This is a genomic window from Pseudoalteromonas sp. Of11M-6, assembly GCF_022347905.1.
GTDB lineage: Bacteria > Pseudomonadota > Gammaproteobacteria > Enterobacterales > Alteromonadaceae > Pseudoalteromonas.
Genome location: NZ_JAKRFW010000059.1, coordinates 1 through 14,498, shown reverse-complemented (window position 1 = coordinate 14,498; position 14,498 = coordinate 1). Strand labels below are relative to the sequence as shown.

Annotated in this window: 8 protein-coding genes; 7 read left to right on the top strand and 1 reads right to left on the bottom strand. The window is 41.8% G+C overall.

Annotated features, from left to right (window positions below):
* Positions 1-21: 21 nt before the first annotated feature.
* Positions 22-2,205 carry a TonB-dependent hemoglobin/transferrin/lactoferrin family receptor gene (locus MHN32_RS20700; RefSeq protein WP_239422675.1) on the bottom strand — a complete coding sequence of 728 codons (2,184 nt, stop codon included), beginning with the start codon at positions 2,203-2,205 and terminating at the stop codon, positions 22-24.
* A 169-nt stretch (positions 2,206-2,374) separates the two neighbouring features.
* Between MHN32_RS20700 and MHN32_RS20695 the strand changes: the two genes are divergently transcribed.
* The 7 genes from MHN32_RS20695 to MHN32_RS20665 all read left to right on the top strand — a co-directional run bounded on the left by MHN32_RS20695 (position 2,375) and on the right by MHN32_RS20665 (position 14,095).
* Positions 2,375-2,902: a MotA/TolQ/ExbB proton channel family protein gene (locus tag MHN32_RS20695; protein WP_010607456.1), complete on the top strand. Its 528-nt coding sequence runs from the start codon at positions 2,375-2,377 to the stop codon at positions 2,900-2,902.
* 5 nt (positions 2,903-2,907) lie between these two features.
* A complete protein-coding gene (locus MHN32_RS20690) occupies positions 2,908-3,255 on the top strand; it encodes a DUF2149 domain-containing protein (RefSeq protein ID WP_010607457.1) in 348 nt (115 codons plus the stop codon).
* Positions 3,252-7,175, top strand: coding sequence for a cobaltochelatase subunit CobN (cobN, locus tag MHN32_RS20685; protein WP_239422674.1), 3,924 nt, complete (start codon positions 3,252-3,254; stop codon positions 7,173-7,175). Before MHN32_RS20690 ends, cobN begins: the two co-directional genes overlap by 4 nt.
* Positions 7,176-7,522: 347 nt before the next feature.
* Positions 7,523-9,622 carry a TonB-dependent receptor gene (locus MHN32_RS20680; protein WP_239422673.1) on the top strand — a complete coding sequence of 700 codons (2,100 nt, stop codon included), beginning with the start codon at positions 7,523-7,525 and terminating at the stop codon, positions 9,620-9,622.
* A gap of 12 nt (positions 9,623-9,634) precedes the next feature.
* Positions 9,635-12,100 (top strand): proprotein convertase P-domain-containing protein, encoded by a 2,466-nt coding sequence (locus MHN32_RS20675; protein WP_239422672.1) that lies wholly within the window; start codon positions 9,635-9,637, stop codon positions 12,098-12,100.
* Positions 12,090-13,523 carry a DUF1566 domain-containing protein gene (locus MHN32_RS20670; protein WP_239422671.1) on the top strand — a complete coding sequence of 478 codons (1,434 nt, stop codon included), beginning with the start codon at positions 12,090-12,092 and terminating at the stop codon, positions 13,521-13,523. Before MHN32_RS20675 ends, MHN32_RS20670 begins: the two co-directional genes overlap by 11 nt.
* On the top strand, positions 13,520-14,095 hold the full coding sequence (locus MHN32_RS20665) for a DUF1566 domain-containing protein (protein ID WP_239422670.1): 576 nt from the start codon (positions 13,520-13,522) through the stop codon (positions 14,093-14,095). The genes MHN32_RS20670 and MHN32_RS20665 overlap by 4 nt, the downstream gene beginning before the upstream one ends.
* Positions 14,096-14,498: the final 403 nt, after the last annotated feature.

The window sequence follows — 14,498 nt, the reverse complement described above, 5'->3', positions numbered from 1 at the left end:
ACTTAATTAAGCGAATTAGTATTAGAAGTCATATCGGATAGAGGCTGCAAAGCTTCGTCCCGCACTTTCAAGTCCATCTAAGCTTTCTGTCATACCGTGGCCTGCAAGATTGCCGTGTTGGTAGTAAGTTTTATCAAATAGATTACGGATAGCTAAATTTACGGCAGTATTATCACCCAATTTAACTTGTGCTAACCAGTCAATCGTGCCGTATCCAGGAGTTTGGTATTTACCTGTGTTCACTTTGGTCATTTTTTTAGCAAAATTAAGGATAAGATCTGAACTCACCATATCATTTTGATACTTGAAGCCTAGGTTCCCTGACAGCGGATTAATGGAACTGATATATTCATCTGTCTCATCATTTTTACCATCTTGATATGTTGCGCTAAATGAAACAGACAATGTATCGGTAGCATAGTAAGTGGTGGAGAACTCAGCTCCTTTGATCGTAACTGAATCAATGTTCTGGTATTGGAATTTGTCATGGTTATAGGCAAAGTTTCCTTCATCATCCAATATGGTTTCACGGCTTATAAGCTCTGTGGACAAGAAGTTATCAAACTTATTGTGGAACAGTGCAGTTGAAATAGTGAATTCACCAATATGGCCACGTAATCCAAGTTCTAAGGTGTCACTTTCTTCTGGACTTAAGTCCTCTGCTGGTAAGATTTCATATAAATATTCTGCAGAAGCCTGATTGTAGTGTTCAATATAGGCTAGATCATAAGGCGGTACTTTGAACCCTTGGCCGTACTGAGCAAAAACAGAAAGCATGTTGTTTAGATAATACAAACCACCTAAATTAAACGATAAATGTTGATCGTCTATTTTCGCAAATTCTGTACCGTCGGTCTTTAAGGTACCGCTTGGGTCCATGCTGTAATAATCGAAACGTAGGCCTGGCGTAACTATAAGTTTGTCATCTAGTAGCTTTATTTCGTCATTGATGAATAGGCCAGCGCGAAGTGTATCATTTTTCGGGAATTTATTGGTAATGTCATCTTTGATGACTTCGCCTTCCACTTCTCGGTATTCACGTACTGTGCGTAGGCTCTCAGTGGTTTCTATATCAACACCGTAACCAAGAGTATGTTGCTTATCGAGTGCTTTACTCGCGTGAGAAATAAAACCATACGTAGTTTGCTCATAAGTACCGGTTTTCCACATGTCGCGTTTTTCGATAACACCAAACATAGGCGCGTTAATATCGAGTAAAGCATACTCTTGATCGTCTTGAACACTGTTTGTGTAATACAAATTAAACTGTGCTGTGTCCCAAACGCTATTGCCCGTATCGTTGTGATAACTCAGGCGGAACGAATCTGTGTGCTTTTCGGTCTCTGTACTTTCCGTCGCGATGTTGTAGCCATATTTAGCTAGACCACGGAAATATGCCAATAGACCATCGGCAAGGTCGCCACTTACATCTTGGCGCCACAGATCAGCAGAAACATTGACATAATCTTTGTCGTTGAAGTTGTATTTTAATTTGTAAAGTAAGCTTTGAGAGTCTATATCAAAGGGAGCGCGGGTGTTGTGCTTATTTTGCTCCTCTTTACCATCTCTGGCTGTTAGGCTCAGTAAGTGGTCAAAATTGCCATGCTGGCCTGCTAGCGTTGCACTTAGATTAGTTTGTTCACTGAGGTCGCTATAGCCTATCCTTACACGTGCGCCAAGATGCTCATTGTCGTTAAGATAATCACTGGCATCTTTGGTGGTAAATACCACAATACCCCCCAACGCATCGGAACCATAGAGAGATGAGCTGGCTCCTTTCGCAACTTCAACTTGTTTTATCGTATCAGTATCAATAAAACCTCGGCCCACTATATCGTTGAGTCCATCCGCGCCATAGCCTTCATTCATGCGCATACCGTCTTTTATGATCAATACTCTATCGCCGCCCATAGCACGAACCTGAATATTTTGTGCACCACCTATACGACCCGTAATCTTTATACTTGGATCATACTGAAAAAGCTGATTTACATCGGTGATTACTTGTTCTTCGATGTCTTGGCTAGACATTACGGAGATACTAGCTGCTACGTCTTTAAGTGGCTTCTCACTACGAGATCCACTAACAACGATAACTTCTAAATCATCTGCGGAAACCGCGTTATCGGCTAACGCAACCGTTGATCCAGAAGCAATAATTGAGGCGATAAGTAGTCGCAAATAGTGTGTTTTTGCAAAGCGCATGATGAGATTCCTATGAATATTTTATTGCTGAGCTGCTACTAAAATTTGCGAAGATCATACCTCTATTATTAAAAAGATCAATCTAAATAATAATAATTTCCATTTGTGTTGTTGTAAGTTATTACATTTTCAAGTACATTGTCGCGATAATTTATAGAGGGGAATTATTGTGAATATACAAGCAATAGAAATGCTAATGGCCAATGTATCTGAGCTGCTAATGACGCCAGTTATTATTGTAATATCAGTACTTTTTGTTTACGCATTTTTTGCACTTGGACGCTTTGTATCCGAATTTTTAATTCGTAGGAAAAGTCGTTTGTCATACCAACGTGGAATAGATAATAAGTCGTTACAAAGCCACAACGGCTTTCATGTTCATAACTATTTTATTGCGAATCCAAGCGCATCTGAAGATGAGTTAGAGGTGTTTGCATTAAAGCAGCTCGAAACGCTTCGAATTGTTACGCGGGTTGCTCCAATGCTAGGTCTTATCGCGACAATGATCCCAATGGGGCCGGCGTTAAAGGCGCTCGCAGACGGTAACATTCAGGGGATCAGCGAAAACTTAATTATTGCGTTTGCTGCGGTAATATGGGGACTTGTTATTTCTACACTTACTTTTTGGCCCGCTTCGGTTAAGAAACGTTGGTGTGCTCAGGAGTTGATCAACATTCGAAAACTGAGAGGGGAATAATTTCCATGCGCTTTTTAGATGAAGACGAAGAATTAAACCCTATTGTGAGTGCCGTAAATTTGGTTGATGTTTTTTTGGTGATTATCGCGGCGTTACTGATTTCTATTGCGCAAAATCCACTCAGTCCATTTACATCAGAAAATGTCACTGTGGTAAAAAACGCCGGTGAACCCAACATGGAAGTGATCGTGAAAGAAGGCAAGGAAATTAAGCAATATAAATCTAATGGAGAAATAGGCTCTGGAGAAGGCATGAGAGCCGGGGTCGCATATAAAATGGCAGACGGTAGTTTTGTCTATATTCCAGAGAATGAAAAGAAAACTGAAAACAATGCGAAGGAGACAAACAGATGACCCGACTATTCGCGCTGCTTATTTTAGCTTTGTCTTCTTTCCAAAGTTTTGCACAGCAACAGCCTGAAGTGTTGATTATGATGTCAGGACATGCTTCTAAATCAAAAGGAGAGTTATTGCTCTCGCTGGCCGAAGATCAGCCTTTTAAACTGACTAACTTTAGCACTCGTGGCAAATCAGAAGATGAGATCCGAGCCGCTTGGCAAAGTGCTAAGTTGATTTTACTGGATGGTATTAATCCTATGCTGTCACAGTATATGTTTGCAGATTACACATCATATTTGACAGATTATCCAGAGGTTCCAGTGATCTCTTTAGGGGATCTTGAAAACATGAAAATGAATCAAGGGTTATCCCCGTCGCAGCATACAACATTGGGCGCATACTACAATAATGCAGGTAGCCAAAACTACCGTAACATGATGTTGTACATATCGACTAAGGTATTTGGGTTATCGAGTGAAGCGCCAGAGCCGGTAAAGGTAGTGCCAAATGTAGGTCTATATCATCCTGATTTTAAATCTAGCGTTACAGCTAATCAAAGCGAATTCTTTAACTGGTTGGATGTTGAAGACAATCAGCCGGTTATCGCGATTGCTATTCACCGCTCTGTAATTGACTACGAGCAACAGCAAATCGTGGATACCTTAATCCATGGATTACAAAAGAAAGGAGCAAAGGCGCTCGCCTTTTTCTTTGAAGGTAATGACGAGTCATTGACTTACCCTGAGCTATTAACGGATGAGAATGGGGCGAGAGTTGATTTGCTCATTAATTACCGCTCACTTCACTACGTAGAAAAGCGTCGTGCTGAGTTTGCTCAAATTGGGGTGCCAGTTATTCATGCAATGAATTACACCGAAGGTGATGAAGCTGCTTTTAACCAAGATCATGCTGGCATTTCTCCTTCGTTAACGCCATTTTTCTTAGTAATGCCTGAGGATACAGGGAGTGTAGATCCGAGCATCATCGCTGCGAATGATAAAGGTGTGAAGGTGGTAATGCAGGCGCAGCTTGATGCGCTGGTTGAGCGGGCATTTAATCACGCGAATTTAGCGCATATTAAAAATCGTGAGAAAAAAATCGCTACATTTATCTGGAATTACCCTCCCGGAGAAAAAAATATAGGTGCTGCATTTTTAGATGTTCCAAGCTCAATTGTGAATATTGCCGATGCAATGAAAGCCAAGGGTTACGATGTGAAGCAAGCTCATCCAGAGCAAATTATTGAGCAAGCTGGCAAACTTTTACGTCCTTATTATCGTGGAGAAGATGCTGAAGCACTGGTTGATGTTGGTCTTGCTGATTATATGCCTTTATCCACTTATCAGCGTTGGTTTGACTCTTTGCCACAACACGTTACAGCGCCAATTGTGGAAAAATTTGGCAAGCCAAGCGAAAGTACCATGGTGCGTGAACACAATGGTGAACCTATGTTTGTTATTCCACGGATGGACTTAGGCAACATGATAATTTTGCCTCAAGGGGTTCGCGGCAGTAACGCAAAAGAGCATTCAGCAGCCTATCACAGCACAAAGTCCGTTATTAACCATGGTTATTTGGCAATGTATTTGTATGCTAGAGAGACGTTTGGTGCGGACGCGGTAATTCACTTAGGCACGCACGGCTCACAAGAGTGGTTAAGTGGTAAAGAGCGCGGATTATCTGTATATGACGCGCCGAATTTGGCAATTGGGAACATTCCGGTGTTCTATCCATATATTATTGATAATGTTGGTGAAGCGATGCAAGCTAAGCGTCGAGGCCGAGCGACTATGATAAGTCATCTTACTCCAGGGTTTGCCAAAGCAGGGCTTTATACGGATGTTGCTGAACTTAGTGAGCTTATTACAAATTATCTGATGCTTGCTGAAGGCTTGACGCGTGAGAATACACGGGCAGAAATCATTACCCTCGCAACTAAGTTGAATATGCTGAAAGACTTAGGACTTGACGAAAAGGCTTTATCTCAAGCGTTCGATGCACATATTAGTAAGTTGCAAGATCATCTTAATACCTTAGCGCAGATGAGCCAACCTTTAGGGATCCATATTTTTGGCGAACTACCGGAAGAGGCACATCTATACAGCACAATCTTACAAATGCTTGGGGACGACTTTACTCACCTTGCGGGTGAGTATGAACGTGAGCATGGTTTAGCTTTCGCAAAAGAGCAACAAATTGATGAGCGTAACGTTGTAAAGCTTGAAGCGCTTGAGGGTTTTCAGTTATTGCAGAGCGTGTTGGGTGGGCAACAACAACTAGAGTTACCTGACACCCTTAAAGGACCAATTGACTTAGCAAAGACCTATTGGGATAACTTCCATCAAATCGCTGAACTAGAGGGCTTACTGAATGGATTATCAGGACAATACATACCTGTAAGTCACGGTGGTGATCCTATTCGCAATCCTGCAGCTGTGCCCACAGGTCGGAATCTGCTTGGTTTTAATCCCGCAAAAGTACCATCAAAAGAAGCCTATGAAGCGGGAGTTAACATGCTAGAGCAAACTGTTGCTGATTATCAGGCAAAACATGGGCGATATCCTCAAAAGCTCGCATTTTCTCTTTGGTCCCTAGAGACTATGCGCCATCAAGGGGCGTTAGAGGCACAAATTTTACACGCGATGGGTATAAAGCCTAAATGGAACCCGCAGGGTAATATTGTTGGTACGGAAGTGATCCCATATTCTGAATTGGGGCGTCCGAGAATTGATGTGGTGATATCGGCAACAGGTCTTTATCGCGACGCATTTCCTAACGTAATGCTGTGGTTGGCCGAAGCCATTGATAAAGTGGCGAAGATGAAAGAAGAAAACAACTTTGTTTATCGCCACGCTAGCAATTTAAAACAGCAGCTTATAGAGGAAGGAAAATCTGAGGATGATGCTGATTACCTTTCATCGGTACGGATCTTTTCGAATGAAACAGGTGCTTACGGTACTGGCTTGGCGGGAATGAGCCTTGCTTCAGATACGTGGGACGATGACAGTAAGCTTGCGAATCTTTACTTAGACCGGATGGGGTTCGGTTATGGCAAAGATGAATCTCGCTGGAGTGAGAATCTTTCAGAAACAGGACTCTATGCCAAGGTGTTATCGGGTACAGATGGCGTTGTATTTTCTCGTTCGACTAATCTATATGCTTTGATGACTAATGATGATCCATTTCAATATTTTGGTGGAATTGGTTTAGCTGTTCGCAGTCTGGACGGTAAAACTCCAAAGATGTATGTAGCGAACTTACGTCGAAAAGGACATGAGAAAACTCAAACATTAGATCAGTTTGTGAGCAATGAAATGCGCAGTCGCTATTTCCATCCTCGCTGGATACAGGCAATGCAAGACGCGGGGTATGCTGGGGCAACGGCAATACTTGATCGAATGAACAACATGTGGGGTTGGGAAGTGATGACTCCCGAAGCGGTCAGGGACGATCAATGGCAAGAATTCTTTGACGTGTATGTTGATGATAAGTATGACATGAAGATGCGAGAGTTCTTTGAGCAGCATAATGCCGAAGCATTAGCACAGATCCTTGAGCGTATGCTTGAAGCGGTTAGAAAAGGCTATTGGAAAGCCTCTCCTGAGACATTGAAAAAGATGCTAGATACTTACACCGAAATTGCAAATCAACATGATGTAGTGACCGATAATAAAAAGTTCACTGAGTATGTTGAACAACAAAATGCGGGGTTTGGTTTAGTACCCTTGATGCCTGGGCAAGCTGTGCCTAACGTTGATATGACAGCAAGTAAAGCCAATATGGAGCAAGTGACTGGTCAAAAGTTAGAACAAGTCGCTCAAGGCAAAGAAGTTGAAACTGATTATACCTTGTGGTGGCTACTGGTAGGAATTTTCTTTGCGGGTATGCTGCAGCCCTTGGTTCGACCTATGTTGACTTCTAAAACATACACTTGATAGCGCTACAAATAAGGCAATATTTGTAAACACCAGTAGAAACACAGCAAGTCGAGATAGGCTTGTTGTGTTCTCACTGTACTTTACCTATTTGCAATAAACTTACCTGTTTTGATTGGCCTTGTGGGCTAATAAATATGAGTTATTTTCGAATGTAAAAAACTGTAAAAACAAAATAAACTTTAAATTCCATTAAAAACAATGTGTTGTAAATGCTTTTCCTCGCTCTTACATTCTATTCCGAAAGTTTATTACTAGAGCTATAAAAATTAGTTATATTTTATAGTTGATAAAATAATAAAAATCATTATCATTCGCAATCTCGTTATTTTGGGTGTAAGTAAAAAATGATTCGCTTTATTGTTCCTTTTGTTTCTTCAGTAATTATCTTCCCCGGTTATGCAGCCAACGCGGACTCTAAATCCATTGAAGTGATAGAAATTGTTGCAAACAAAGCTGAAAAATCTTTGTTAGAGCTTTCCGGTAGTGCGGCTGTACTAAGTGATGATGATATTGAGCAGCTTGTAGCAACACAGTTGAGCGATTTGTTTAAAACGGAGCCAGGTGTGGCGATCACAGGTTATAGTGGTCGTCCTCAAAATATTACCATTCGCGGTATGTCAGGTAATCGCGTACTGGTGTTGCAAAATGGTAGTAGAGCTGCGGATGGTTATGGCGCAAGTGACATCAACGATCTGGTTGGGCGATTTAATTTTGATTTGGAAGACGTCAAATCTATTGAAGTGGCAAAGGGGCCAGCCTCAACATTTTTTGGGGCTGGTGCACTAGCTGGTGTGGTTAAAGTGAATACCAAACAAGCAAGTGATTATCTAGGAAGTGAAGATAACTATTTAGCAATTAAGAGCTTGTACAACGGTACCAACTCGGAGGTTAAAAACACACTCACTGGTGCAACTGGATTTCTTGGGTTACCTGTTTTACTAAAAGTCAGTGACTGGCGTGCTGAAGAGCAGCAAAACTTTCCCGAGTCACGCGCTCCGCTAGACGTTAAAGGTCAAAGCGCAAAATTTAGTAGTCAGTACGAATCAGGTTTGGGCCTTTTTACATATGATTTTAGCTGGTTGACACAGCAGACAGAAAACAAAATTAAACCGGAAACCGTGCCCCAACATGACGGTGCGTGGCAAGTTGAATCTCAAAAACAACGTGAACTCCAACAAACTCATAGCCACAGCGTTAAATGGCAATCTGTGAATTCATCTCTCATCTTTGATGATGCGCTTGGACAAATGTTCTGGCGCAAAACACAGCACGAAAACGATACTGAGCAACTAATCAGCCGTCAATTTTTTGAAGTTCAGACTCGATATAGGCAGCTGCTTTCGGAAGACCGTTTTTCTCAGACCAGTTTTGGTGGCGTATTAGATTTTGCTAAGTCTTTTGGCAATCATGAACTGATGTATGGCATTAGTGCAGAACAGGTTGAGCATGAGCGTCCTAAAGTCGATACCGTGATTGAGAATGGTACGCGGAAAGTGACGATTGACGCACCGTTTAATGCAGCAAAAACAGTGATACTCGGTGCTTATGTTGGTGACGATTGGCAGATTAATAGTAATTTTAGGGCGTTAATTGGTTTGCGTTACGACCATAATGCATTATCTGCTGAAGGTGACGAAGACACGAGCTCAAATGAAGTCACAGCTAGCGCACAAATCAGATATGAAAATAGTTATGGTTTTAATGCTTACGGAGCATATGCACAGGGCTACCGAGCTGCACCATACGATAAAGTATATGGCAATATTCCTCATCTATTTGCCTTTCCTCCGTTTGAAATTGTTGCCAATACTCAGTTGAGAGCAGAAACCAGTGATAGCTTGGAACTAGGGTTTTCGCAAACAATTGATAAATTGCATTTTGCCAGCAGTATTTATTACACCCGCTACGACGATTTTATCGATTGGGTGAACATCCGTTTAAGATTAAACGATGGAGTAATGGAGCGCCAGTTTGTCAATATCGATGAAGCGTATACGTTCGGTGCAGAGGCAGAGGTAACTTATCAATTAGAGTCACTAATGTTTGGCGCAAATATTGGCTGGATGAACGGAAAGAATAAAGACAAGCAAGAATACCTAAGAAATCTTATTCCGCTCGAATATACATTTTATGCCAATTATGAGTTCAGTGACTTTGTAATCAACCTGCAATGGTATGGACAAAGCCAGATGACTGACTTACCTACGTGCCAAGACCCATTTTTAAATGTAGAAATACCTTGTCAGTCAACAGGAAGTTGGCACAGCCTAGACTTATCCGTAAGTTACACACTATCAAAAAATTGGAAATTCAATACCGCGATAAACAATGTGCTAGATAAGCAATATACCCGATATCAAGATGTTGCTGGTCAATCCAATTCCGACTTCGACTATTCACAACCAGGTAGAAACTTTAGAGCATCTATCCAGTATAAATTTTAAAGGGTGACCGTCTTGAAAAAACCATTATTACTATTGCTACTGTGGCACCTAGGTGCGACCGCGGCAGAGCTTCAGTTTGTTACTGGTCGTGCTATTAACTCACAACAAGCTGAGCAGTTACTTGAAACCAAGTTAGCAAGAAAATATCAGTTTTCTTACCGTCGTAAAGGTCAGTTTGGTAATTATTATAGCTTTATGCCTACTTATGACGCTTTGCCAATATTTAATATCGTGGATAGTGTTGCAACGGATCAACAAGGACTAGCATTTCGATTGTATGTTTCTCGTTTTTCGACGTTAAACGTGGATGAAGGCACGGTCTCTGTTGCTCCTTCTATTGAGCAGGTTGGTGCATTAATTGATAAACAAGTTGACCATTTTTCGATAGAAGAAATTAAGCGAGGGTGGTGGCTTGAGCAGCAAGGTTTAAGATTTGTTTGGAACGTATTAGTAAGTGAAACCTTGCAAGGTGAAGTCGTTACTCAGCATTATTTTATTGATGCTGATGCCACTAAAATCCTTGGTCAACGCGGCGCTATTCCTGCCTACCAAAGTGAAGTTGAGCCTGAATACTCAGGTCGAATCAAGCAGTCATGGTTATTTGATCCAGACCCAAAAACGAGCTTAATGAGTGAAGACATTGAGCAACAGTTTACACCGCAGACTGAATTTGCAGATGCAGCATTTAGACTTGTTGAGCTTAAAGATTTAACGCTAATTGGCAACCAGCTAGCACTGACGGGGCCTTATGCTCGAGTAACTGACTTTGCAGAACCACATGAAGTTGTGGAAATGTTACCTGTAGCTGGTGTAGCAAAAAATCATCATAGCTCTGCCAGCTTTTTACAACAAATGGCCTATTTTCACGTCGATTCTGCTCAGCGTCATTTGCAGGAATTGGGTTTTACTGGCGATAAGTTGATCCACTATGCGCCGATCACCATTGATGCACAAGGTTCTTATAATGACCAGTCGGCATATTCATTTCACCAAAAACGGATTCTATTAGGAGTTGGGGGGCATGCTGACGCGCAGGATGCTGATGTAATATGGCATGAATATGGACACAGTGTTACTAACTTCATCAATCCCTATGACGACGGTGCGGATAGCGGTGCAATTGGGGAAGGGTATGCCGATTTTCTCGCCGCAAGTCATAGTTACCGAGATCCGCAAGGCTACGAGTTTGAGCCGGATGTTATGTTTAACTGGGATGCTCGTTTTGGACAACGTAGACCAAGAACGTTAAATGATAGTAAAGCTAGATATAATCCAAATTATCACTACCCAGCCCATATTCATGTTGCAGGTTCCCTAGGTGATCAGCTTTGGTCCACACCATTATTTCAATCCTTCAAAGAAGCTGAAGCGCATTATGGTGTGAAAGGCATGAATGACATGGAGAAGATTGTTATTGAAGCTATGTTTGGCCTAGGGGCGGGGATCACTATGCCCAATTTAGCGCTGTCTACACTCGACATGGCAAAGCGCCTGTACCCCAATGAACACTATGCCGACATTTTACAACGGCATTTTAGTCATCATAACTTGTTGCCAAAATTATTGGTAATTGAACAAGCCAAGGTCATTGATACTCTCACCTCAGATCCCTCTGTGGTCGTGAATATCAAAAATATCAGCCCTTACTCGCTTAAAGATGTCCAGTTCGCGTCAACTGAGGACTCAACAATAAAAATCGCAACTCAACAGGTTGGCGATATTAAGGCTGGAGATTCGATAACACACACTTTTTCCATCACCTTCGATGATGCGTTTGAATTGAGTTGTGGGATGAGTGCTTTTGTTCCGGTATTGGAGAAGTATTCGACAGGGATCCCAGTATTGAATCAAAGCCTACAGCAACTAGAAGTTACCTTAGGCCAGCCAAATCTATTTGTTGTAAAAGGTGAGGGAGGCATACTTAAAGACGCAACCGGAGAACCTAGTGGAGTTGTGCACAGTAAGGGGATCACCAACTTTTACCTTGATGTAGAGCAGCAATCTCTGCAGGTTAGCGATGACCTTAAATTTGAATTACAGCTTGAACACAATGACTTGAGTCAAGTAAGTATAAAGTTAATTAGCCCTGCGGGTGTTGCCGTAGTCATTTGGGATCAAAGCTACTACCCACATTCAAAATTTGAATTTAGTCTGCCTTCTGATGTTGCAAACGTAGATTTCTCGCCACTTGAAGGCCAGTCATTCAACGGCCAGTGGCAGCTTCAGGTTGTAGACCACAAGCCTGATTTCTCCGAACTAATTAATACGCCTACGCTTAAAGCTTGGCAGCTTTCACAAGTTACCGATTATCACTGTCATTCTGCATCCGACGATAAAGAACATACAGATGACCAAGATAATCATCTAGAAAAAATAAATGACAACACGAGTGGCAGCCTGTATTGGCTAAATATTGGTTTAATTTTAATTGGGCTTAGGCGACTCAAAATACACACTAGGAGTAAACATGACATTTAAATTGAAACCGCTTGCGCTTGCGCTTTCGGTTGTAGGTCTCAGTGCCTGCGGTGGGGGGAGTGGTGACACTAAAACAAATACTGAAAATGAGACAACGGTAGACCCAATTAGTTATTCGGTTTCGATCAGCGTTGATAACGCAGTAACCGGTACTTTATGCGCAGATAGCAACGAAAACTTAGTGTGTGACAGTGTCGAGGTGCAAACTTCAATTACAGATGGAACCGCAACATTAACAAGTGAAGATGTTGCAATTCTTAACCAGAGCTACATTGTGACAGAAGGCAATGTGATGATACTCAGTGCGCCAGCTGCAGTTGCGAATGACGCTAGTATCGTAATGACACCTGCAACGACTCTGGTTTACGCGAATATGATACAAGGCATAAGTAGAGAGCGAGCAATTGAGGCTGTTGTTTCTACACTTAACGATGGCTTATCACTGTCTTTGTCAGCGGATACTTTATTGACAGCGCAAAGCGCAGACTTAGCAAACTTCAATACTGAATTTGTAAAATTGTGGCAGGCTGCGCAACAGCAAAGTGAAAATAAGGGGGCTATTCTTGCGGGCTTTGCGATTCAACTTGCAGATATTATTACCGCGATAAAAAACAATAGTCATTTTAATCAGCTAGATAGTTTTGTTGCGAATGCATTAAACTGGTCCGTAGGGTTCCCTATGACTGACACTGGGGTCACTGCATTCGCTAACCTAGATGGCTTTTACAATACCGCTTCTGTTGCGGACTTTCCAGGTCAAGACGCAGATTATGGCCTTGATCTTACACAAAATAATGATGCGGATGGTGCTGCGGGTTTCAGTTATGTAAAACTCAGTAGTACAGGTGAAATGCTTGCAGCTGATGCTGAACAATGGAGCTGTGTAAAAGACTTACAAACAGGGCTAATTTGGGAAGTAAAAGATGCAAACGCAGGTATTCGCCACAAAGACACGTTATTTGCATTTAAACCTAGCGACCGCGAATCGATTTTTCCTGCTGAAGTGGCTGAAGCCAGTTGTGATAATGCAGAAGGTGTATGCACAGTATCGCAATATGAAAGTTACATAAACAATCTAAACAACGGTGTCGGGTTGTGTGGACACTCTGGCTGGAAGTTACCTAAATTCAACGAGCTGTATAGCTTAGTGCACTTTGCGAGCACAGATAAGAATGACGGCGATGTTTTACTTGGAGTAGACGTTAATTACTTCCCAGAAACACATGCCGGAGACATATGGACAGCAACGCCATCGATAGAATGGCACACTTCTATGTACTATGCCCCCCACATGTGGGCGCTTGGGTTTAACGGTGATTATATTGGTGCAACGACTTCTTATGAATACTGTGATAGTGCACAAGAATGTGAATATCCAAGTGTATTACCTGTGAGGCTTGTAACTTTAGGAGCAGAAAAATGAGATATTTATTAGTCACTTTGTCTTTATCAATGTGCTTTACTGTACAGGCTATTGAGCAAGCGTGTTCACAAAATATCGAGCGCTCTTCACCTAGCGTAGGTTTTATCGATAATAAAGATGGTACAGTAACTGATAGAGCAACACAGCTTACTTGGATGCGCTGTAGTATTGGGCAAACTTTTAATGCACAAACTTCAAGTTGTGATGGAATGCCAACCGCTATGTACTGGCAAGATGCCCTTAAAACAGCAGAAAAGATCCGGACTTCTCCAGGTCATGCAATTTATCAATACGCGGGTATTAAGAATTGGCGTTTGCCTAATATCAAGGAGCTTAACTCAATCCGTGAAGTTGCCTGTGTTAACCCTGCGGTAAACCAAACGGTTTTTCCTAATATTTTTGCTATCGCTGAAGCAGAAGGCGGGTATGCATACGTTTGGTCAGCTACGCCCTTAGCGTCTGAAGCTGGGGTAATGTATATGGACTTAAATGGTGGAAGTTTAGCGTCTACCTTTGGCTTGGAAGACTATGAGAGACAAATTTTACTCGTAGCCGACAAAGTGACAGAGTAGGCTTCAGTACTTGTCGTTCGGTGTTGTTTGGTTTTTGTTCTTGGAATGTCCTAGTCTCGGTGCTTGACTTGCTGCGAGTAGGCTAGATGCAAAGGTTGAGCAGCAAAGAGCGACAAGGTGAACTCTTTATTTTCAATATGTTACCGTCATGCTGATATAGATTAACGAGGCGCAACAGCTAAGTAAACTGGTGCAAAAAGCTTGAAAGAGCAACAGAGCTCAATATGATAAGCCAATGCGTCAAGAGTACTTATACCTAGGTTGAATAAGACTATTGATGCATTGGTATCAAGCTTAGTGTAGGTTAATACCAATTGAATTAATTCTCTAATCAATTTGAAGGGTGAAATAGCATATTAGCTTCGTTAAAAATTTCTCATTTAGAACAACTAAATAGCAAAAT